Genomic DNA, 22,862 nt, shown 5'->3' with positions numbered 1-22,862 from the left:
CTTACATCTTGAGTTGTAACTCTTTGATTTGTGCTTGCAAGCCGTCGAGCCGTGCTTCCATTTCAGCCCCGGTATCGACCAACCTTAGGCCACCGCGTACACGTAGTGCCAACTCGTTCTGTACGCCGGCTGAAATACGCATTCCCACAAATGACACATTGGTTTCAAAGCCGGTGGCGTTAATGTTTAAACCTACACCGACTGCTTGATTTGTATTCGAAGCGACAGTCAGACTGTTGACATTGCTTGCGCCGGTCACCGTGTTGGAGTTTGACGCGCCAATTGCAGAGGATTCCGTTGTGGTACCAATAGTGGTTGTGCGCGCACTGCTACCAATCTTTGACGAATCCTGTGACGAGCCAATCTCGCTGTGATTGGTGGTGGAGTCTGCATAGACTTTGTTATGGCTATCGCCGTGACTCTCTTGATACGTAATCCCTTCGGCATAACTCTTGGATAAGATACCGGATTTGCCTTTATCAGATGATGAGTAGCTGTAATTTCCCCCAATAGAATACTGTGCGGATTTAAAGTTGCCACTGGCGTACTCGCCATCGATCTTGGCAATAGCGGCGGGCAGATTGACCGCAGATTTGGCTCCATAGCTGATGTTGCGGCTATCACCGTACGACGTAGCGTAATCATCGCCAATACGGGTATTCTCGAGCGTCCCATTGGGCATAATTGTTTTACTGCCTTTTTGCTCGTATATCATAGAAATTTGCGGTACATCGGTATCATCGCGCGAGCGATCAACCAACACCGTGACGCCAGATTCAGGGATCGTGGTCATGGTTTCGGATAGTTTGACCCAAACAGGACCTTCGTCCATGGCCAAACCTGGAAAGTCAACATAGACACCTAAGGCCTTATAGGGTGTACCGTCAGCCGAATAAAAGGTTTTTACCTCCGGGTCGAAATTTGGCAGTCCTTTTTCAAGTTGCCAGTGGTTTTTATACTTCGCGCGTTGGTCGGACTTGCTAACCACTTGCCCTAAAACAGACCCAATACGCGTTGCTCCGAGGCTCAGCTCCGTGGCATTGCCAAGCGCTGGGGCGGCCGTGAATTGATTCGAGTAACTGCCATCGACATTGGCACGATGCTGGACGGATAAAATCACGAATCGTTGTTTATCGAGTTCGGGGCGCATCAGACAAACATCGGTCCGTTCACCGTCAGCCTTGGCTAAACGGGTTTCAAATACGTAGCCTGGTTTAAATCTCGGACTGGTACATTCGCCAGATAGTCGGAATCCCGAAGATTCAATGGTCCAGGCGTCTTCTTTGTTTAACGTGGTTGCCAGCGTTTGTGTGGCACCAAACTGAAAGGCGCGATACCGCTGGAACCCATTGGTGTCTTCTGGTCCATTGGTGTAAGTATGTAGATCCGCAACCGCATTCTGTTCCCAGGCCGCCTGCGGCTCTGCAAGCACATTACGTACCGACGGTGAAACCAGCTTTTGTTCATAACGAAATGACTTAAGATAGTCCTCTTCGTCGTATGAAACTTGGGTGCTAAAAGTGTAGAACACGGGCATTACCTGACTGGAATCGGTTGAACCCGCAGGCGGAATGTTTTGGTAGTATGTATTTCGAGAGGGATTATTTGCGAACACCACCGTGTGGCTGGTGTCATCATGAATGAAGTAGAAAAAGCCGCCGACCTTGTGTAACAAGCTGTGAATAAACTCCCAATCTGATTCACCAAGTTGCATCCAGTCTTGCGTGCGATAGGTCGCCAGCGAACCCAAGCCGCTCGTGTCACACTCCAATCCCCATTTCTCTTTTACGACGGTCTCGATCACCTCCTTAATGGTCATCTGGGAATACCTTCGATAATCATTGACCAACGTCAGTCGCCACAAAGCGGGCCTTATCGTACAGGTGTACACACCCGACTCTTGTAAACTGAGATCACTGATAATGCCATTGAAAAAGCTGACAAACGCCGGGTCTGGATACGTGCCAACTGAAGCATCCTCTGCCAGACCAATGCGAATTGTCGCGTTACTGCCAATCACCTGAGCGAAGTCAAGTGGTGCCGAGTTTTGGCCGCTCTCCAACGCATCGTTCGCTCGAAACTCAACTTGGTACTCAAATAACTCGCCTACACTGTCGCGCGCTGACAGTGATTGAATTCGAACATACTGGTCGTCGAGCTCGATGCCAGATTGACGAATCACAAAATCCAGTGACGTTCTGGGCGGCTTTAAGTCGTTATTTGGGTAAACGTTTTCGACCGGCGTAGTTGGTGAGAGGAATTCAATGCTCGACATAATTAGGACTCCTTATCAACTCACCGTGGGATGAATGATGCGCGCCGTTACTCTAAGTGGCTGTTGATCAGACTGCGACTGATTTGGCTTAGACTTTAGCCAGCTGTTAAACCCCAGCCTAAGGTTGTTTTTAAACCGTGTAGCGGGTATCGAATTTTCGTTTACCTGCAGTTCAGCACGAACGGCCCATTGCCCATTGGTGGAAAAACGTATGAGCGTTTCAAATAATGAGTAGGTGTCGGTGCCTGGCAACCATGTTTCGGCTTGCTGATAGTCCAGCGGTCCGATTGAAAGATTGACAACCTGATGTGTATTCCAAGACCGGCGCCCTATCGCGATAGCGTCGCCTAGACGAGGCGTTGTGGCTGGTTGATTGCCCTTCTTGTGAGTTGCAAGTACAGCGCGATATCGACGATCTAGGGGCATAAACCCGCCGAGTGTCGTGCCAAAGCGCACACTCGTCCCCAATGTAACAGACAGAATATTGGCTACGGCAGCCGCTGATGTTTTGCCGCCGGCAATTAACCCGGCAAAGGGCAATAAAGTCCTAGCGATCGTGTCCTGGCTTAGACAAGCTGCCCGATCCTGGTCGCGCCAGCCACATAAATTCATTAGGTATCGAAAAATCGGCGAGGTCGACCGCATGCCCTTATGCAGTCCTTGATGAGTTTGTTTTTTGATGAGATAGAGCAAACCAATAAAGCGATGCTCAAACAGGTTCATAAAGTCCTTGAGCGCGGTTCTGCCGTGTCGGCTTTCCTGGTCGATCCATTCGCTGTGCTGCTGTGGAAGTGGTCCAAGCGGTCCAGTCAGGCCGAATGTCGCAACGGTAATTTCGCTCATCGGTCCTGTTACGCGAATGTTCGCGATATCGTTGGGTGGAAACTGACCACCGATTTCGGTTTTAAATCGAATATGCCGGTCAAGCTGTTCCAGCCCACCGTCGTCGACGTTGGGTTGTGCAGCCAGCAGGCTAACCGCTTGGTAGAAATTGTAGTACGAAGGATGACCTTGAAGGCCACGCCTTACAGAAGAGCTCTCTCGCCCATCAATGGTGGCCATGTTTTGATTGCCTCGTCACGTTGAATACTAAATAGGGTTAGACTTACAAAAGAGTTGACGGTGGTGTAAAGCGCAAAAAAACGGTGCAATATCTCGCTCATCAAGTACACGCTGGTATGGTCGAGTCTCGATTCGTCGACCAGCAGTGTGATCGCCATGCCTTGTGTGAATCCACGCCAAGCGTCGAGCCCGGTATGCGCAACACTGGGTTCGGCCTGAATATTGATGATGGAATCGACCAATGATTGGTGGTTTAAGTTATCGGCATCGCTGTACATTCGCAGCAGGTTTTGTACCATCAGGACGTTTTCCTGTTGCGATGTTTGACCCGCATTCTCCCGAGCAGACCCATGTTCGCTGTCAGGCCGGTTGAGTGAGCCGCTCAGCGACGCAAAGTTGAGTGTGAGCTGAGATACCAACTCCCAGGGTTGTTTTCCCCTGACGGCTGGTTCTTGATACCGGGTCGGTTTAGTGACCAGCAGCGCTTCATTGGCCGGCCCTTCGCCAACAAGACGCAAACTGGTACCGGGGCGCATATTTCGAACCACATCGCGATTGGTGCACGTCACTTCCGCATAGATAGATTCGGTGGCGGGTAGCGATACATTGAAGCGCTGATCGTGAAACGAGATGAAGGTTTCGGTGCCGGGAAACCGTTTCAGTTCAGGGTAGTCACGACGAGATGACCAATAATCAGACCCCTGTTCCATTCGGTAAATATCACGCTCCGGTAAAAAGGCCTGTATTTCCGTTGATCGACCCTGCACATCCGTGCCGACCACCTTATTGATCGAGTGAATCTCACAGGCGCGATACTGACGCACATCGGGGATAAGCAGGTATTCAAATTCGCGTTGGTTTAGCCGCACAGGCTCAGTGACGGTATGAAACAGATTAATGGTCGGTACACAGTTCAACAACAAACTGTCATCAGAGAGGATGTTTTCATTTGACAGGTCAACATCAAATAAGAAATAAAGGTCAAGCTGATTCCCAACATCCGTGCTCTGTATGTTGTTGATCTCAAAAAACATAAATTTTTCGGGAAAAGCAAAGTATTCCTGTAACAGGCGATAGCCCGGGTGAGATCGCTTACTGTACGGTAAAATAGCGTGGCCTGGTTCGAACCCTAGCCAGGAGATATCCGCAGTTTTAAAGTCGTTGTTTTCTGATCCGCGATAGATGACCGAGTTCAAATTACGATGGAGCCGATCGTACAGCCTGAAACAGCTTCGCCCCAACGCTGAGTTAATAAACAAGCGTAAACGTTCCAGATTCAGCTCACTGAATTCAATATCGCTGGTTGTTTGTAACCGGAGGTGAAGCACAGAACGAACATCTTTGTTTAACAATTCGATTTGTTCAAATCGATTGGTTGGTTGCAGTTGTGCTTGGACGATCTTAATCGGCCAGAGCTCAGTATCCTGTGCCGTTCGTAAATAGCAATCGTAGGCTATATTGTCTCTGCCGGTTACCTGCCGTTTGAATTGTCTGCCCCGTTTTAACGGGTAACCATCCTTAAAATCCACGGACTCAGGGAATGGATCAAGTTGCACCACAGCCATTGATGGCAGTGGTGTTTCAAGGTGTGGATATAAATGCCGAAGCAAATTTGTGGGGATTTCCGGAAGGTCGGAATCCAAGTTATAGCGCAAGCGCGCGGTGAGATACGCAAACGATTGTAGTAGCATTTCAACATGCGGATCGTCTGAGCGCCCGCCGCCCAGACGCAATTCATCTGCGACTTCAGAGTAGTCTTGTGAAAACTGTACGGCACGTTTACGCAGAGATTGTAACTCTGACAAAAAGTAGTCAATGACCTTTTCATTTCCGTTCGAAATCATGTCATTGCATGCTTCGTTGGCATGGCGATCGGTATTTGAAAATGTATGGGTGTTTGACTCTGGCGTAACCGTGCCTTGACGTTGACGAGCAGCTTGGTGGGGTCGCCATCTTGGAGTACACCTCGAACCAGAATATTTTCTAATCTAGGCTCATAAGTGTCGATTGCGGATTTAACGCCTTCGACCACTTCGCTGACTCGACTGTTCAGCGTTGAACCTGCATTGACTATGCTGTCGAGGCCATAGTCGACGACGGTTCGCGAGCGGCGTCGCGTTGTGCCTGCTATGTAAGAGCGTGTATTGAGCAGTCGATTCAACTCTGCCTCTACCGAGGCTAACTCGTCACAGAGAACCTGGTCAGGCAGTGGGAGACTCTGAGCCGCGGGTTTCGCTATTCGGTCAAACAATGATCGCATTCGACAACTCCTGGCCTATGCCGCCAAACTAAGAGTAAGTGGTAAACGCCGATGGGCGATTGCGGGCCACGCTCCAATTCGCGATCTTTTGGCCTTTTATGGTTGCATCCGCCAGTTGCGCTGAGTAAGTCCATTGGATATCCGTGAAGTTTAATGTGAACTGCTCAGTCGCCATATCATTGGGATGGGATTGGCATTCAATAGAACTGATCATGGCGTTCTGCATTTCAATTGTCATGATGTTGGCAATCGTATTGGTATCATCCTTGCCTGGCGCGTTACGTAATAGAAACAGTTTAGTTGGCGCCTTAGGATCGCCGCTGTCAATCGGCTTGCCAATCAAACATTGTTGGTAAAAAGCGGTTGATGTTTTGTCATAGTATTTGACGCACGTGATATCGGTTAACGACGGCCGCCCGGAGGTTCTGGCTGAGTTGCTCACATCCGTTGTCATCTGCTGTTTCATACCATAATGATAAGAAAGCAGTTCGATGCAACCATCGAGCTTGATGTCGTCCGGCAAACCGTTCACGTTACCGGCAATCAAGCTGCCGCCCTCACCTGGGTTGGTAACAATATCGGTGTTGCCTGGTTGGAGAAGTACGAGATCCATAGTTAGTCACCTGTCTAAAGTGCTGGTTGTCAGCATGTATTAAGATGGAAGATCGGCAACTAGACGGATTGATGTGGTCAATTCTTCTAGTTGAAAATGCGGTTTTAGGAACACGGTTGCTCTGTAAGCACCCGGCTTGCCGGGCACGTCAGACACCGCGATGCGAGCTTGGCGTAACGGATAACGTGCTTTGACTTCCTGTGGTGGTGCATCGTCGAGCAACACGTACTGCGCGATCCAGGTGTTGAGGTAATCCTCAACATTGCTACGAGTCATAAAGGAGCCAATCTTTTCACGCATGATCACCTTGATGTAGTGCGCGAAACGCGAGGCGGACAGAATATAAGGCAGCATCGACGAAATAGCGGCATTCGCATTCGCCTCGTTGGTGTTGTATTTGCGTGGCTGATTGGTACTTTGCCCGCCAAAGAACGCTGCCTTATCAGTGCCTTTACAATGGCAAATCGCCATAAAGCCCAGATCATTCAACTCCTTTTCACGCCGATCCGTAATCGCCACCTCAGTAGGACAGGTCAAGGCGGTATCCCCTTGTGCAGTGGGAAATGTGTAGGTAGGCAACCCTTCAATTAGGCCACCACCTTCAACACCGCGAATCGCTGCGGTCCAACCGTATAACGCAAAGGCATTGGTGATACGCTGCGCCAGCGCAAAGGTCGAACCGCTCCAGAGAAAACTACTCGCATCCGTGCCGTTGACAGTTTCCTTGTAATTAATTCCTTCTACTGGATTCTTTTTAGGGTCATATGGTAAACGCATCAGTACCCGTGGCAATGTCAAGCTAATGTAGCGTGAGTCCTCGGTTTCACGAAAACTGCGCCACTTTGCTAATTCTTGGCTCTCAAAGATCTTGGCCAGATCTCTAGGCTTGTGCAAACTTGAAAAGTCTGCCAAGTCAAACAAGCTCGAATAGGCGTTCGTGATAAATGGTGCGTGCGCAGCTGCAGCAACCTGACTCATCAACTCTAGGAATTTAATATCATTCGGCAAGCGACCTATTTCATAGTCACCAATTAACACGCTATAAGGTTCGCCACCGAAGGTTCCATACTCCTTCTCATAGATCATCTTAAACAGACCTGACTGATCAAACTCGACCGCTTTGGTGAGATCTTTAAACAAGTCATCTCGCGAGGCATTGAGCAGTCTAAGCTTGAGGTGTTTACTGGTCTCTGTATGTTTCACCAAATAATGCAACCCGCGCCACGAGCCTTCGAGTTTTTGAAATGCTTTATGGTGAAGGATGTCATCTAAAGCCGCGGCCAGCACATGGTCGATGTCGTCAATCCGCTTGTTAATTAATCCGATACAATCGACTTGCGTAGCGTCCTCAACCTCAATACCCTTGCCGATTACGCCCACAGTGAACGAACCGAGTTGCTCCATCGCATAGGGTTTCTGGCTATCGTGCAAAACCATGCCGCCATCATCGATGATCTTTTGAGTGACTTCATTGGCGTCCAAGGTACTAAACTCATCAACGGTTTTGCCGTCGAAGGTCGCCTTTAGCTGCTTCTGCTGATCTTTATCCGCGACCGTTTCATTCAACATATTGATGAGCTTGTCGTTGCCATCAAGTTTTGCGATCAAGTCACGCAAGTTTCTACGTTGCTGGTAGTTGTCATTCAATGACGCTATTCGGGTGATAATCTTGGTCGGGTAGAAGTCATCCATCGACTCGAAAAACAGTTCAACCGGCGCTCTAGGCTTGGCGGCTTCTGTCTCGTCGTTTTCTTCAGTTGAGCTTGTTGATGTCGAGTCGGACCAGCTAAGCATAAGCCGGGGCTTTATTTTCTTCATCACCAAGTCGATGTTATCCCGATCTATTTCGATAAATTGACGTTCTTTCATCGGTGGTAACTCATCGACAATATCGCCAGATAAGTCCGCCATAATACCGACGATGAATGGCAATTCTTTGAGCTCGATTGCGTCCCCTGTTTCGACATCGTAGGTGATTTGTACTCTTGGGGGCCTAACGCGACCAAGTGTTTCTTGTAGACTACCTTTCACTGTTGCTTACCTCGATTAATGAATGGACATACTTGAAAATTTATTTTGCTTTCATATAAAGCGTGCGTCGCCCGAGACTACGCTTGACGAGCGTCTTCTGCGCCACCAAATATTCCAGCGCGTTCTCGACAACCTCAACCGACTCTTCTATCCGTTGACGTGATATCCACCAGCTCGTCACACCTTCGACAGTCTCAGCCGCATTGGGGCGTTTATCGATGTATCGTGAGATCTCCTGAGCTACAGACTGGATGCGTAATTGACGATCGTTTTTCTTCATACTAAGAACCAAACACGTTTTTAAATGGATGTACATTTCGTTGTGCTAACGTACAAAGCATCTTTCATGCCAACTATAAATATCCTTATATTTCAATGGCATATAGTTTCATCCTGAACCATATCGTGAGGCAAATTCACCTCACCCGATTCACCGCCATTCAGCTTTAAATGCGCGTACGGTAAGGCGGTAAACAACTGAGGCGTTCAAGCCGCCACTGAGGCAAATAAGCCACAGTAATCCGCGCCGGTATTCATGCATTGAAAGACCGATGAGGTCCAGTTTAAGAGGATAACTGACCAATAAGCTGCGTCGTCATCCTGTCGCTACGAGGGTCGCAGGTTTTAGGCGAAGCCTTGGCATTTACCTAGCAAGCAGCATAGAATGAAGAATTAGATCAAAACCGTAGTTCAATTGATAAAACGGTGACCCCAACCGACATCCGGCCCAACCTCCTGTTCTAACTCGACACCGGGAACTTGACACCAATAACGTTTAGAACTTAAAAGTCCCGCAAACGATCTCTTAATGACAGCACTACACCAGTACATTTCCGCGGTCGGCAGCTTTCAAGGCGTCCTGCTTTTCTTTCTATTGGTATGCGACAAAAACACCAGCGCCGCCAGTAAAGTACTAGGGCTGTACTGCCTAACAATGGGCTTAGCATTCTTCTTGCCATTTATTAGCTTTGGGGTTACACCGTCGGTGTTCCATCCGCTCGCAGCCTGGTTGTTTTTTGTGCCGGTTATGTATGGTCCCCTGCTCTATTTATATTGTAAGAAGGTTGTCTTTAACGCGCCGCTAACCACCAGTGATCTAGTCCATTTAACACCGCTCATAGTTTGTTATGCGTTGAACTATGATTCGTTGCTCTTTTGGCACGAGGGGCTGAGGCTTTGGATTAACGGTGCCGCGGCACCGACACAAAGACTCTGGCTCAGTGAGTTTATTCTATTTGTCGTACCCGCTGCGTATTTGCTTGCGACTGCCGTATTAATTGTTCGATATTTTCGGCGAGCGGAAAACACCCTGTCAAACTTCGACCCGGCTGTTTTTAAATGGCTGGGGCTTCTGATCGGTTCGTTTATCGGTATTTTTGTACTCAAGGGCGTCATGGCGTTTAGTAACATTGCCACCATGACAATGCTGGTTGTATCCGATGCGCTTATCGTTCTGATTATTCTGTTGATCGCTCTAACCCAGTGGCGATATCCACGATTTTTTGAGGTGGCCCAAACCGAGCAAACTTCGGGCAACCCGCACAGCCTTGCATCAAACCAATCCTCTGACGTCGGTGCAATCGATAGCGAGGTTCGATCCATCATGTATGAGACCCTGATCGACCATATGCAACGTGAGCAGAGCTATCGAGACCGAGAACTCAGCCTCACAAAATTAGCCCAGTTGACAGGTTTATCGCCGCACCATTTATCTGAAGTATTGAATCAATACGCGGGTAAAAACTTCAATCAATTTGTGAATGAGTATCGCGTTAAGGAGGTTTGTGAGCAGCTGAATGCCTCAAATACGACTCCGGTGCTGGATCTTGCGCTTAAGGCTGGCTTTGCGTCAAAAAGCACCTTTAATACGATATTCAAAAAGCTGGTTGGTATGACGCCGACCCAGTACCGATTACAGCGTAACGATCAGTGATAGAGGAATTTCACAACGCAGTAAAGTCGGCCGTTCACCGCGTTCAGAATTATAAAACGGGGCGTTCAATATTATAAAACCGTGCGAAAAACCGCGCCCTGCCTGTTGAAATAGCCAGACTTTAATCAACCCCAGTGTGGCTATCATGTATTCAACGCCTTTTAATCTCTCCCTTTTGGTTACTCTTCACATTTTACTCGGTATTTCATCTGCTAACGCCGAGTCTATGCACAGCGATACGTTTGACTCGCACGCCATGGCTATCTACCCCGAGTTGCTCGAGGTTCGACACGACTTGTTTGACAACCCTGAAAGTTCCGGCAAAGAAGAGCGCACCGCGCGCGTTGTCGCGAACTACTTAAAGAAACTTGGTTTGGAAGTAAAAACTAATATCGGCGGGCATGGTGTTGTTGGCGTATTAAAAGGCGCAAAACCAGGCAAAACCGTTATGTGGCGAGCAGATATGGACGCAGCAACGTTTCGAATGGGGGCGCATGGGCATCAGGGCTTGTCACACATTTGCGGCCATGACTTCAACACCACGATTGCGCTCGGGATTGCTAACACCCTGTCACAAGACGTCGATAATTTAGCAGGAACCGTCGTTTTTCTATTTCAACCAGCAGAAGAAAGCCAGCAAGGTGCCAAGGCCATGATTGCTGACGGGTTGTTCGAGATGTTGGCGGTCGACGAGGTTTATGCGTCGCATATCGGCCCTTCTGCCACCGGTGTGATCAGCACCAAGACTGGTAACCTATTTTCGCACTCGCGTTATCTTGAAATTGAATTAAACGGGACTGACGCTGCTGAATCCATAGCATCAGATGTTCACAAAATCATGAATGGCTTGACGCGAGTATCTTCACCCAAGCTATTTTTCGATCTAAACAATGCGATGAGCCTGACGCATGGCCTAGCAAATCCGAACACGATTTATCAGGACTACGTCTTTTTTGCTGGCCCGCCGCAAGTATCGACCAACAATAGTCGCACAGTACTCTTCGCCGAACTGTATACCGCGAATAAAGGTGACATCGACGCGACTGTGAGCGGACTTAAAAAACAGTTAGACCGGCGCGAATACCGAGATCGAGTCCACGCTGTGCGGGTATCACACGTTCGACAAGGCGTCGATAACGATGCGCGCTTGGTAGACCAGGCCAAGCAGTTGTTGCTTGCACGTTTCGGTGATCAGGTATTGGAGACTTACTACGGACAAGTCCCCTTCGCGAGTGAAGACTTTGGGCATTTTCAAACGCGCGTTCCCGGTGTGTATTTTTTCATTGGCGCGTCCAATGCCGGCAAAGGTATCGTCTCTTTCCCACATATGCCGAATTTTAATGTTGATGAAAAAGTCATTCGCCTTGGTGTCACACGTTTTTCAACATTACTTTACAGTCGTCTCAAAACTGATTAGTGTCATTTTTATTCATACTCGAGGGGTATACGGCATAGCCGAATGTAATTTTTCGCACGGCACGTTGGCGTGCGCGTTTACCTTCTCGAGCAGTATTAATCTTAATCGTATTACCTTAGACTGCGTCAATATTCGCGTCTATTCCGCCATTGGTATCGGTCTCTCGTTCTTTGATTCCACTCAGCGAGCTCTGTCAGCATGCCACTCAATTTGGATTTATCTAGCCAGCGACCATCAACAAATACGCCGTTAATCCGTCGAGTATTGCTGATATCGTCTAGCGGATTTGCATCCAAGAGTAGTAAATCAGCATATTTACCTTCCTCGACTGTTCCAACGAGTTCATCAATTGACAGCCATTCGGCGCCTTTGCGTGTGGCGGCGATCAAAACTTCTTCGGCACTTAAACCTGCCTCGACCAAGAGCGCGAGTTCGTCATGCATTGCGAACCCGGTCATCACACCCGATACACCAGCGTCGGTTCCAACCACCATGGGCACCTCAGCTTTATGCAAGGCGACTACCAGCTTTTTATGGAATTCGACTAGTTCATTCAAATACGCTAAAAATTCAGGGCTCGCGTTGGCCTGATAATTATTAGCATTCAGCCATTTGTCACGAATTAACGGGTGCACGTATTTCAACCTGTCCATGATGCGAATTGCGTCTATGGACGCGACCTGGTCGCGAATCGTAGTGATGGCGATCAGGTTTGGGATGACCCAGGTGTTGTTTGCCTTGGATATTTTTGCGAAAGTGTCCGCCTCCTCCTCCGTCTTAGGCAGCTCGCGTATCTGTTTTGAGTATTCCTCCGCATGCGCAACAAGGTCAAAATGGGGAACAAACGCTTCTTCCGTCTGACCCTTGAATGCGTCAGGAATGTGACCGACGACCTTCATTCCATGGCTATTTGCTTCATCCAGCGCGGCGAAGAATGCGTCTTTGCTTAATCGTGAATAGAGTTTTATAAAATTGTAGCCTTCAGCTTTTGCACTCCGCACCGCTTGTCGCGCATCACTAGCAGAGTTAATACTGTGTGGATCACCCACATCGCCACCATCCAGCAGGCGAGCAATCGCCATGCGAGGACCGATAATGTCACCTCGAACAATGGCATTCCTTTGCGCGAAGTGTTGAACCCGGCCAGTGAGTTCGAAAATGGTGGTTACGCCATTCGCAATATGCGTAGTCATCACATCTTGCATATTGAATTTAATCGTTGGGCCAGCAGTTGGCTTATTTCCTCGCAGATTGATGTCAGCATTGGTATGCACATGCATATCAATTAGGCCAGGTATCAGCCACTGATTAGCGCCGTCGATGCGCGTCGCTGAGCTGGGTACCAGGCCGTTAATGCTGGCAATGCGTTTATTGCTTACCACAACATCCGCATTCCTGATGACTAAATTGGTTTCAGTCATTGGAATTACATTGACGTTCTCAATGACATAGATTGGCGAAGTTAATGGCTTATCTGCCGATGGTGCTGTCGATTCAATGCTTGTAGTCGTGCAGCCTAGCAGTGTACAGAGAAGCAAATTCAGAGCGAGTGCGGAGATTTTGGTAGATTTCATGCGATGTCAGTGTTTGGTCACGGCGTGGCTGATTTAACAGCACATCAGCATAGGGTTCATTCATGAGTACTGGATAGTAAAAATACGCATCAATCTGATTTTTCCGACAATAAAAACCCGCTCTCATCAAATGCCAGCGGCGTCATTTGCACGACCTTCTTAAACGATTTATTAAAGTGCGTTTGATCGAAGTAATTGTGCTGCATCGCTACCCTGCTGATATTGCGCTCTGACTTTGATTCGTCGGTCAAACTATCCACCGCGGCACGTAAACGAACGATGTTCATGTATTGCTTTAACGTCAGCCCTATCGCCTGCTTAAAGTCCATCTGCAGCTTTCTAACGGAGACTTGGTGCTCATCTGCCAAGCTTTTGACGCTGCCTTCGCCTACACAATCGAGCACCTGCCGGCAGACAGACTCTATTAATCCAACGCGCGGTGTCGAGCCAAGATCATCAAAAAATTGATTCACTTCCAGCACCAAGTTGGATGCGGAGATTCCGCTATTTAAGTCCGGGGATACTCCCAGCTGATTTGGGACTTGCTTGACGGACGTGACCTGATCCGTGAATTGCCCTAGATCGATAGATAAAAAGCTCGCCAATGACCACGCGTGCAACTGAACTAACGTGGCATGTGAAAACGCGCCCAGTGTTAGCTCGACTTTGCCTGTCATTTGACTACAGAGATAAAGACCGGGTTTAAGCTCATAATATCCATGTACAGTACTTACCTTAGCGTCGCCGCCCTGCAACACGGCGAAGTTGAAACAGCCATTGGGCAAGAGGTACTTGGGGCCAACCGGATCTGCTGCCTCACGGTTATTCAGCGACCACACTTTGTTAACAAATCGTTGACTGGTCTCGCTTACAGGGTGTTCTTGGTAAAAATCCACGGTGATTATTGAAGTCATGTGGTTATTGACACCCGGAGTGTAAACTGTGTTCTGAGATGAGTCTGTTCGAATTTGAGTTTGATCATGCTGGAGGCAACAGCTGAAACTGAAGATTAATTACAAATTAATTTGATTTCTCCGCAGCGAGCTCTATATTCGCTAAATATCGCGTATTGTTGATTTGACTGTGATCAATTTATTTCTCTACATCGTCTTCCTACTGACCTCCGGCCTACCCGGTGGCGTTGAGACGTTGTTGCTGGATGAAAAAACCACAGTCAGTATCCCCATCTGTGAGCAGTGTGATCAAGCAATTGAGCTGGAACGAGATTCAGATGATGCCGACGGTGACACTCGCAATCACGTATTAGGATTTGTCGCTCCTAACTATCATTTACCCGTTGGTGAATTCGCGGCCCTTGTCCAGGTTGCATTCCCCAACACACACCCGATTCGTGCCCCACCACTTACCTAGAGTTCACTTTTTAGCCTTGCGCAACATGATGCGCACAGTATTTTTAACTCTAAGGTAAACACCATGAATACGCTTAAACTCACGCCAACAATCGATATTGATGAGCTAGCTTGGCCGAATGAAGAACTCGATTTGACCACATCGTCACCGGCAGTTCACTTTCTAGTCGATTTCAAAAAAACACGACCGCAAACACTCAAAGCTAATTTGTCTGCTGTGGAAGCACGACGTCTTATGCAAGCAGCAGACGTTAGCACTGAAGTCATTCTTGACGATGCTGGTCGATTCTTGGGCATTATCAGTGCCGACGATATTATTGAACGAAAGATCACCAAGAAAGTCTCTGAGGGACATCGCCGAAGTGAAATCCTCGCCACCGACTTCATGATTCCAAAACGCGCACTGCGCACTATTGGCTATGATGAGATCTGCAAAGCCACAATCGCTGAAGTGATTGAGACCCTTAAGCAGAGCGGCAAACCGCATTGTTTGGTGATTGACCGCGAAGACCACCTCATCCGTGGTATTTTCTCCGCGGTCGATATTTCAGCTAAGCTACAAATGCCAATCCATATCCAAGAGAAATCTGATTTCTATCGGATTCACACAGCGGCACATTAGCAGCAGCGCCACGATGGTGTGTTGTTGTCGGTCATCGACCATCGTGGCCTACAGGATAAAGTTAACTTCGCTCGCGAATTACCATGCGATATCGGCACGCAGAAAGACATTGCGACCAGTTCCCGGTAAACGGCTCCCCAGCATAATGTCTTGGTTTTGCACGCGATTATAGCCTGCCAAGTGGTCAAGATAGGTTTCATCCAGCAGGTTTTCTGCGCCAACTGCGAGTCGTAAGGTGTCGTTGAACTGGTAAGCCGCCGTCAAGTTGAGTAACTCGTAGCCGTCGGTCCTCACTTCACGATTGGTTAGGCTGACGTGTGCTTGATCGTCATAGGCTACCAGTTCAAGGCTGGCATCAATCTTGTGTGCTGCATAATTAAGTTGGAATGATGCGTTAGGCGGCGCGATACGATATAAATCGTCGTCGATGTCGCGACGCTCCCCACGAACATAATTGAGAAGACCTGTCACCGACCACTCATCGTTGATGCTGACACGCCAATCCATATCAAAGCCATAGAAACGCGCATCGACGTTATTGAACTGCAACGGGTCTGGGACTTGCGTGCCGTTAGCCATATTCATCATCCTCACCATCATTACCGCGCTGGCGTCTGTGCTTGGTGTGCCTTGAATAAAATCATCCACGTCTCGAACAAATATGCGCGGCGACAAGCTGAACCGACCTAACGTCAAGTCGGTACCGAATTCTATTTCAGTTGATTGCTCTGGTTGGAGATCCAGGTTTCCAGTGTAGGTAAAGCCATCCGCTAATCCACCAGTGGCTTGCAACGGCAACCACAAATAACGTTCCACGAACGAGGCCGAGCGCGTTTTACGCGCCAAACCGGCGTACAACACCAATTGATCGCTACGCGACCACCACAACTTTGCCACCGCATCGACATTGGTGTCGTCAGCATTACGGTCAGCAGCATTGAATGTGTTACGCAACATCATGGCTGGCGGCATCATGCGTGCCGGTGTCGCATCTACCGCATCCGCATCGGCGGTAACCTGATTTACACGCACACCGATTTCAGCAACGAGCGTGTCAGTAAACCGCTGTTCCCGTTCTACGAAGGCCCCTAACACCTCACGGCTGGCATTATTGAAACCCTCGACAAAGAACATGGAATTATTGGGGTTGTCAATCAACCCATTGTGCTGTTCGTCAAAGTAGTCCAAACCAAGTAACCAATGACCTTGAGAATCCATGCGACGCGCATTTAGGCCGAAACCAAAATTATCAACATCGGTGGTGTTTTGTCGCCACAAGGCAAGATTCTGCGGTACCGGACGAAGATGGTAGTTGGTCATGCCATGTACGAGTTCGCTCGCGTTGAGCTGGGCATCGATTTGCCAGCGTTCACCGTCGTACTGATATTTTGCGCGGTAAAGGTCGCCGTCAAAATAGTCGATATCCATCGGTAAAGCCGGCGTGCCGGCATTGCCAGTCTCATTGCGTGTGTAACCGAACTCCAGTGTGTGTGCGCCATATCGATAACCATAAGCGACTTCGCCGCGCTGACGATCAAATTCGCTGGGTAGAATCTTGCCACCAGGAAACGACTGATCATCCCCCTGCTCAGACATGGCCGCCACCGCGACATGGTGTGACTGATTTGCGAATGCTGCCATGCCACCTAATAGCGATGCGTCGTTAACCGTTTGGCCCGAAAATGACACACGACCGGTGCTCTGCCAGTCAAGCGTGTGAGTGAAATCGCCGAGCTTAGTATTGCTCACGATGGCACCACCAATCGACTCCGGCATCACACTGACCGGTGCAATTCCACGATACACCTCAAGTGAAACCAGTTGCGATGGTGCCGCGTAGGATAGTGGTGGATCCATCCAGTTTGGGCCTGCCGGCGCGATCGTTGCACCGTTCACGGTTATACCAATTCGCGGGCCGTACATTCCGCGATACTGAGGTATTCCTGTGAGTGGGCCGTTGCCATTCACGTTGCCACCCGGTACCTCTTTCAATAATTGCGCGGTATCCGGTGAGACTGACAACGCGTCTTCCAAGTAAATCGCGCGTTTGGCGTATTTTTCAATGACGATTACTTCCTCAATCGGTGATTCGTCAGCGTGTAAGCATGTATGTGGCATGCCCAAGCAAGCCAACCCGATCAGCGCAGTAGTATGACGCATAATGTGATTCCTCTTAATTTGTCCACCATGGTTTTGTCAGCACGGTGTTCGATCAGTTTTGTTGTCGAGATCAGGCTTACCCGCATTCTGCGTGTGAGCAACCATGACAGCGACGAATTAGGTCTGAAAAATTAACAGGTATAAGGTGGTGCGCGGTTCGGGTGACGATAGACGCGATCGGTCGAGAGTAGATGGTGCGCGTTCGGTTGGCGCAAAAACTGGTGCGCCAGAATCGGGCCAGACCAGTCGGATACACTATTGACGATTGGCAGATCGACATCCGTGTTGAACAAGCAGAATGCACAATGGTAAACGCTCTGCTTGGATTCAGAGCTGCCCTGCTCTTCAATTGAAACCCATTGATAACCCTGACTGGTGCACAACAGCACTTGCGTTGGTGTGCTTGATTGTGTGGCTGCTGCGAGCGTGTTGACCAACATCAACAACACAAGCCACTGCGCGATCCAGCGACTATTGCGCTGTGATTTGCGAGTTCGATCTGTGATGTGAGCTAACATGCGAAGCGGTTGGGTTCGAGACTATTTACGAGTACACAATAGGCAACAATAATAAACCGAATAGCGGCAAAACTCGAGCCTGATTACTCAGACTCGATAAGCCAACGAACTTTGGGCTCTAAGGTTGTCATTCCCCACTTTTTTCCGATCGCGATTGACGTCTCTGCATCTTGCTGGTCAACCTTGTTAGCGGCGGTGGCCATCAATGCACCGACGCGATTGCCACTGCCACAATGAACAAGTAATGGCTCATCATCATGCTGACCAATGAGGCGAGCAAGCTCACGCGCATTCTCTTCGTTGACGCCAGCAGCGCCGGCAACCGGAAGATTTATAAACTGCATGCCGAGTTCAGACACCAACGCTGCCTCATCCCAATCAATTTCCGCTGGGTTACGCAGACTAATTACCGTTTTAACCCCTAGCGCTTTGAGCGCACGCAGGTCGCTTTGCGAGGGTTGAGATGCCGAGTACATGCCATTTTCAACGTGCTTAATCGAGGCCGGATACGCGATTTCAGAGGGGTGCGACTCGTGTGTGGTGGTTTGGTGATTGGTACAGCCAGTTAATACCGTTAGTATAGTTGCGAATGCAACGGACAAGGCGCGGGCGTTATGCAGGTTGATCACGGTGTACTTCCTCAGTTAAAAGTTATTTCTTTTTGGTGCTGAACCCAAATACGGCATACAGCGGGCAGAAATTGATAAATGCCGTCACCACCAAGATAATGCCCAGATAGCCCCACGGCGTTTGTGGACCAAAGAACGCCAGACTAATCAGGACCAGACCAAGAATCAAACGGATGATTCGATCAGTAGAGTTAATATTTGCAGTGAACATAGGATATACCTCATAGTTGGAAGTCAGCTCACATTAACCATAGCAGCCGCCGCGGCGGAAAAATTGACTCAGATCAATATATTAGCCTTCATCCAACGACGCACTCACAATACACAAGCCAAACATTATGCAGACCATCCTCGGTGCAAGCGGCCAGATCGGCACTGAACTAGCACTTGCTCTCAATGCGCATCACACTGATGCAATTCGCGTGGTCAGTCGTTATCCGCAAAAGATTAACGAATCTGACTCAGTTATGAGTGCAGACCTACTGGATCCATCGCAGACTTCGGCAGCGATTGCAGGTTCAACGGTCGTCTACCTCACGGCAGGACTGCCAATGGATACCGCGCGTTGGGTAAAACAATGGCCGCTGATCATGCAGCACGTGATTGAAGGCTGTCGCGAGCATCGTGCGAAACTGGTGTTCTTTGACAATACCTATATGTATGCGCAGACCAGTGAACCACAGACAGAACAGACGCGGTTTAAGCCCAACGGTGCCAAGGGTCGAGTTAGGGCGCAGATTGCGAACCAGCTCCTTGCGGCAATGCAAGCGGGACATATCGAGGCGCTGATCTGTCGCGCGCCAGAATTTTACGGACCCGGTAAAACCCAAAGCATCACCAACGCGACCATATTGTCGCCATTACGCGCAGGTAAGCCAGCGCGGGTCTTTATTGCCGACAACACGCTGCGGACCTTGATCTACACACCGGATGCGAGTCGCGCGATGGCGCTACTCGGCAATACAGATCACGCCTTTAATCAGACTTGGCATCTTCCTTGTGATGATCAACGGCTGACGTATCAACAATTCATTGCGTTAGCATCTGACATACTGCAACGCCCCTGCGACCACAAAGTGCTTAAAGCATGGCAACTACACGTCATGGGTCTGTTTAATAAGTCGGTACGCGGCACGCTCGAATTGTTACCGCGTTATGCTCACGACAATATCTTTGTGTCTGACAAATTCAAACAACGCTTCCCTGAGTTTGAAATCACGCCCTATCGAACCGGGTTGACACAAACACTCCGTAACCCGTGAACACCCTATTCCAGTGACCACATGTCCTGCGCATAGCGTACGTACATTGGGTGGTCTTGGCCTCGAGTCCGTATAATTTCGTATGGTATAAAGCAAAAAGCACCGTCGATACGCTGAGCGTCCATATCTGCTACAGCGACCACCTTTTGAACCGAGGAATGATCGGCGATTTTGTACTCATAAACGGCTTCAAATTCACACATTTGGCCGAGTTGCCGAGTTGGCTTGAAGGTCAAATTGTTAGGCGGGCTAAAGCACCGATCATTATGTTGCATAGAGTCACTGATCAACGAGTTAGCGCGTCTCTGCTGTGCCAAACTCAGGTCACATTTTTCTGCCTTGAAATACGCTAAAAGTGCGTCTTCCGTGTAAAACGCCCCAGTGTGTGGCGCAGCGATTTTAAGGATCTCAGACCTTAAGATGTAGTTATTGTTCCTTTTTAACTCTTCAGGTACGTCCAGCAATACATCTGGGCGCTCTGGCGTTAGCACATAGGTTGAACCTAAATCAAAGATCACCCAAGCGTCTGCCCACATTTTGATTTCATGCGTTAAACGCCAGGCAGCGACGTCGGGATCTGATAGAAACCATTTACCGAAATTAGAGTTAATAAAAAAGTAGGCGGTGTCACCAATACGCAGTTCGCTGGTTGGTCGTCCACTATAAATAGCCAGTTCCGATTCTATTTCGATGTCTGAGGCTGGCGTTGCTGTCAGTTTAATGAAATCTGAAACTGAGACAGTGTGCTTTACAAAGGCGCTTCCACTCCGCGATTTAACCAGTTTTAATGCAGTTACCTGACCTTTGACAATCAGTTGGCTCTTATCAATGAGTTGATACCAGCAGATGGGCTCCATCCGAGCGGTGGCGCTCGTCGAGTACACCAGAGCAGTCAACAAAGTGAGCACCAGTAACCACCGGCTACTCAAATTGTGCTGCTCTGGGTGCCTTAACATAGCGTGACGTCTATTCGTCTTTTGCTTCTAATTCAGCGCTTTGTTTATTCGCCGGATCATACTTAGCGAACCAACCCAGAATGTTGTCCACTTTGGCGATTAAGCGGCTTGGACGGGACGCAATGGAGTGCGATGCGCCAGGTATGCGGACCAGTACGCTATCGACTTTTTGTAGTTTGAGTGCGGTGTAGAACTGTTCTGCTTCCCAAGTTGGAGTACGCCAGTCCTGTTCGCCCACCATCACCATGGTTGGCGTAGTGACATTACCAACCAGAGAGATCGGTGATTGCTTCCAGTAAAATTCAGGATTCTCCCAGGGCATCATGCCCATCCAGTGGCGTGCAACATAGGCTGAGATGTCTGCCGCCAATGCCATCGTTGCCCAGTTAATAACCGGCTTGATGGTTGCTGCTGCTGCAAAACGATCGGTTTTGCCCACTGCCCAGGCGGTCAAAACACCACCACCGGACCCGCCAGTGATAAACAAACGCTCAGGGTCGGCGTATTTGCGCGCTACTAGGTCATCCACTACCGACATCAAATCATCGTGATCAAAGCTCGGATACGCTTTATCGATAAGCTGCGCGAATTCTTCGCCGTAGCTCGTTGAACCACGCGGGTTGACGTACACTGTGACGTAACCTTCAGCGGCATACCGTTGAATCTCGGCAGCGAAAAATGGACCGTACATCGCAAATGGGCCACCGTGAATTTCGAGAATCAGTGGAAAGCTGCCGTCTGCTTTGAAACCTTTTGGCAGTGCTACCCAAGCTTCAATTTCGCGCTCATCGTGACTGGATTTAACTTTGAACTCTTCTATCGGCGCAATATCCAAATGAGCGAGCGCGTCGCTGTTGAGGTCGGTCACGGTGTTCGATTTACCACCTGAATGCAGGGCCAGCTCTGCTGGTCGCGTCGCACTTGCTTGTGTGTATGCGATCAGGCCCTTAGCAGAGTCAAAGCTGCCGGAGGCGTAGGGGCGCCCAATGGACGTGCCACCGACATCGGTTGCGATGGTTGACACTTTGCTAGACAAGTTGATTGACAGCAGGTGCGTTTCTCCGTCGACGTTCACTTGTGCCAACAGTGTGTTGTCACTCGTCCATTGCACACCACCAATGGTTCGGTCGTAATCTGCTGTCAGGTTGCGTTTATTGCTACCGTCGGCATCCATCACGTAAAGATCTGTCTGTTGATAAGCCTTGAGCTGGTCGTCGTAGCCGCGATAAGCAATTAATCGGCCATTAGGTGAGACGGCTGGCGCATAATCAGGCCCATCGCGTTCAGTCAATGCAGTGATACTTTGGTCATCAAGGTTAACGCGGTAGACCTCCGATTCGACCGGGTCTAATTCTGGGAAAGCCGACTCATTGCCATCAACCACGAGCGCATCATTGCTCAGCCAGGCAGGAGATGACAAGCCATTTTTGCTCTCGGTGATTTGACGTGCGGTACCACCATCAGCGCTGATCACAAAAACCTGCGAGACGCCCTTCTCAAGCTCTCCTGCGCCGTCAAAACGAAATACCAGATCGTCGATGACTTTGGCTGGTTCAGACCATTCAGCGTCTTTGGGCGCCTTGGGTGCCGTGGCAAAAGAGGCTTTATCGCTCGGCACGAACATGGAAAACGCAATCAATTTGCCGTTGGGTGACCAAACAGGATTGCGAGGACCATGCTCAAATTGCGCGATCTGAAAACTGTCGCCCGAATCCATGTAGCGAACTCGCAGGCTGGGTTTACCCTCATAGCTGGTGACATACAGTATGCGATCACCTGACGGCGACCATTGCACCGACGATATTGAACTGTCGCCGTCGAACATTGGACGGTGTCGTTTGCTACGCACGTCATACGACCACAAGCGGCCGACCACTTTGTCTTGAAATTTGTCCATGGATTTACGTAGGTAAAGCACGGTACGACCGTCCGGTGACACGCGTGGCGAATCCGTATACTCCAAATCAAACACACGATCGGAGGTAAACTTACGCGGGTCAGCGGGCTCAGGCTCTGACGGCTGGGATTTCGCCATTACGGCGTTGACTGGCACACTGCAGATGACCAAGGCAACAAACAACTTTTTAAGCATCATAAATTCGGGTCCACGTAGACTGTTTTTCGGTCTAGGGAGTCTAGCCCATTTGCTTAGATAATGTACACCTGACCGACAGTACGCC

20 protein-coding genes are annotated in these 22,862 nt (G+C 49.2%); 5 read left to right on the top strand and 15 right to left on the bottom strand.

The genetic code is table 11. From position 1 onward, the window contains the following. Nucleotide 1: 1 nt before the first annotated feature. Genes IE055_RS16955 through IE055_RS16925 form a run of 7 tightly spaced genes read right to left on the bottom strand, consistent with a single transcriptional unit; the run spans nucleotide 2 to nucleotide 8,521 of the window. Complete coding sequence (locus IE055_RS16955; RefSeq protein ID WP_189402882.1) at nucleotides 2–2,275, bottom strand: contractile injection system protein, VgrG/Pvc8 family; 2,274 nt, start codon at nucleotides 2,273–2,275, stop codon at nucleotides 2–4. 15 nt (nucleotides 2,276–2,290) lie between these two features. Beyond that, the gene (gene tssG / locus IE055_RS16950) at nucleotides 2,291–3,337 is read right to left on the bottom strand and encodes a type VI secretion system baseplate subunit TssG (protein WP_189402881.1); all 1,047 of its coding nucleotides are present in this window, start codon (nucleotides 3,335–3,337) and stop codon (nucleotides 2,291–2,293) included. Further along, nucleotides 3,301–5,181, bottom strand: coding sequence for a type VI secretion system baseplate subunit TssF (tssF, locus tag IE055_RS16945; protein ID WP_189402880.1), 1,881 nt, complete (start codon nucleotides 5,179–5,181; stop codon nucleotides 3,301–3,303). Before tssF ends, tssG begins: the two co-directional genes overlap by 37 nt. Next, nucleotides 5,178–5,597, bottom strand: coding sequence for a type VI secretion system baseplate subunit TssE (gene tssE / locus IE055_RS16940; RefSeq protein ID WP_189402879.1), 420 nt, complete (start codon nucleotides 5,595–5,597; stop codon nucleotides 5,178–5,180). The genes tssF and tssE overlap by 4 nt, the downstream gene beginning before the upstream one ends. Before the next feature lie 28 nt (nucleotides 5,598–5,625). Continuing rightward, nucleotides 5,626–6,210 carry an Hcp family type VI secretion system effector gene (locus IE055_RS16935; RefSeq protein ID WP_189402878.1) on the bottom strand — a complete coding sequence of 195 codons (585 nt, stop codon included), beginning with the start codon at nucleotides 6,208–6,210 and terminating at the stop codon, nucleotides 5,626–5,628. Between the two features lie 39 nt (nucleotides 6,211–6,249). Continuing rightward, nucleotides 6,250–8,241, bottom strand: coding sequence for a type VI secretion system contractile sheath large subunit (tssC, locus tag IE055_RS16930; protein WP_189402877.1), 1,992 nt, complete (start codon nucleotides 8,239–8,241; stop codon nucleotides 6,250–6,252). A 40-nt stretch (nucleotides 8,242–8,281) separates the two neighbouring features. Further along, nucleotides 8,282–8,521 carry a hypothetical protein gene (locus IE055_RS16925; protein WP_189402876.1) on the bottom strand — a complete coding sequence of 80 codons (240 nt, stop codon included), beginning with the start codon at nucleotides 8,519–8,521 and terminating at the stop codon, nucleotides 8,282–8,284. A gap of 528 nt (nucleotides 8,522–9,049) precedes the next feature. On the opposite strand from IE055_RS16925, the gene IE055_RS16920 reads away from it, so the two are divergent. Then, nucleotides 9,050–10,174 carry a helix-turn-helix domain-containing protein gene (locus IE055_RS16920; protein ID WP_189402875.1) on the top strand — a complete coding sequence of 375 codons (1,125 nt, stop codon included), beginning with the start codon at nucleotides 9,050–9,052 and terminating at the stop codon, nucleotides 10,172–10,174. Between the two features lie 226 nt (nucleotides 10,175–10,400). Then, nucleotides 10,401–11,591: a M20 metallopeptidase family protein gene (locus IE055_RS16915; RefSeq protein WP_229794346.1), complete on the top strand. Its 1,191-nt coding sequence runs from the start codon at nucleotides 10,401–10,403 to the stop codon at nucleotides 11,589–11,591. A gap of 125 nt (nucleotides 11,592–11,716) precedes the next feature. On the opposite strand, the gene IE055_RS16910 is transcribed toward IE055_RS16915, so the two are convergent. Next, the gene (locus IE055_RS16910) at nucleotides 11,717–13,012 is read right to left on the bottom strand and encodes an amidohydrolase family protein (RefSeq protein WP_229794345.1); all 1,296 of its coding nucleotides are present in this window, start codon (nucleotides 13,010–13,012) and stop codon (nucleotides 11,717–11,719) included. A gap of 242 nt (nucleotides 13,013–13,254) precedes the next feature. After that, entirely contained in the window at nucleotides 13,255–14,079 is an 825-nt protein-coding gene (locus tag IE055_RS16905; protein WP_189402872.1) for a helix-turn-helix transcriptional regulator, read from the bottom strand. A gap of 169 nt (nucleotides 14,080–14,248) precedes the next feature. On the opposite strand from IE055_RS16905, the gene IE055_RS16900 reads away from it, so the two are divergent. Together IE055_RS16900 and IE055_RS16895 are read left to right on the top strand one after the other, a co-directional pair. Beyond that, nucleotides 14,249–14,536, top strand: coding sequence for a hypothetical protein (locus IE055_RS16900; RefSeq protein ID WP_189402871.1), 288 nt, complete (start codon nucleotides 14,249–14,251; stop codon nucleotides 14,534–14,536). Between the two features lie 63 nt (nucleotides 14,537–14,599). Then, nucleotides 14,600–15,157 (top strand): CBS domain-containing protein, encoded by a 558-nt coding sequence (locus tag IE055_RS16895; RefSeq protein ID WP_189402870.1) that lies wholly within the window; start codon nucleotides 14,600–14,602, stop codon nucleotides 15,155–15,157. Between the two features lie 78 nt (nucleotides 15,158–15,235). On the opposite strand, the gene IE055_RS16890 is transcribed toward IE055_RS16895, so the two are convergent. The 4 genes from IE055_RS16890 to IE055_RS16875 all read right to left on the bottom strand — a co-directional run bounded on the left by IE055_RS16890 (nucleotide 15,236) and on the right by IE055_RS16875 (nucleotide 18,675). Continuing rightward, nucleotides 15,236–17,317 carry a TonB-dependent receptor plug domain-containing protein gene (locus tag IE055_RS16890; protein ID WP_189402869.1) on the bottom strand — a complete coding sequence of 694 codons (2,082 nt, stop codon included), beginning with the start codon at nucleotides 17,315–17,317 and terminating at the stop codon, nucleotides 15,236–15,238. Between the two features lie 131 nt (nucleotides 17,318–17,448). Continuing rightward, nucleotides 17,449–17,835, bottom strand: coding sequence for a DUF2946 family protein (locus IE055_RS16885; RefSeq protein WP_189402868.1), 387 nt, complete (start codon nucleotides 17,833–17,835; stop codon nucleotides 17,449–17,451). An 83-nt stretch (nucleotides 17,836–17,918) separates the two neighbouring features. After that, complete coding sequence (locus IE055_RS16880) at nucleotides 17,919–18,464, bottom strand: protein tyrosine phosphatase family protein (protein ID WP_189402867.1); 546 nt, start codon at nucleotides 18,462–18,464, stop codon at nucleotides 17,919–17,921. Between the two features lie 22 nt (nucleotides 18,465–18,486). Then, nucleotides 18,487–18,675 (bottom strand): YgaP family membrane protein, encoded by a 189-nt coding sequence (locus IE055_RS16875; RefSeq protein ID WP_189402866.1) that lies wholly within the window; start codon nucleotides 18,673–18,675, stop codon nucleotides 18,487–18,489. A gap of 127 nt (nucleotides 18,676–18,802) precedes the next feature. On the opposite strand from IE055_RS16875, the gene IE055_RS16870 reads away from it, so the two are divergent. Further along, nucleotides 18,803–19,726 (top strand): NAD-dependent epimerase/dehydratase family protein, encoded by a 924-nt coding sequence (locus IE055_RS16870; RefSeq protein WP_189402865.1) that lies wholly within the window; start codon nucleotides 18,803–18,805, stop codon nucleotides 19,724–19,726. Nucleotides 19,727–19,731: 5 nt separating this feature from the next. Here the strand turns inward: IE055_RS16870 and IE055_RS16865 are convergent, their stop codons facing one another. Both IE055_RS16865 and IE055_RS16860 read right to left on the bottom strand, forming a co-directional pair. Next, nucleotides 19,732–20,682, bottom strand: coding sequence for a hypothetical protein (locus IE055_RS16865; protein ID WP_189402864.1), 951 nt, complete (start codon nucleotides 20,680–20,682; stop codon nucleotides 19,732–19,734). 10 nt (nucleotides 20,683–20,692) lie between these two features. Further along, nucleotides 20,693–22,777 carry a S9 family peptidase gene (locus IE055_RS16860; RefSeq protein ID WP_229794344.1) on the bottom strand — a complete coding sequence of 695 codons (2,085 nt, stop codon included), beginning with the start codon at nucleotides 22,775–22,777 and terminating at the stop codon, nucleotides 20,693–20,695. Nucleotides 22,778–22,862: the final 85 nt, after the last annotated feature.

It is taken from the genome of Arenicella chitinivorans (assembly GCF_014651515.1).
Classification (GTDB): Bacteria; Pseudomonadota; Gammaproteobacteria; order Arenicellales; family Arenicellaceae; genus Arenicella; species Arenicella chitinivorans.
This window is presented reverse-complemented; position numbering and strand designations above follow the sequence as displayed.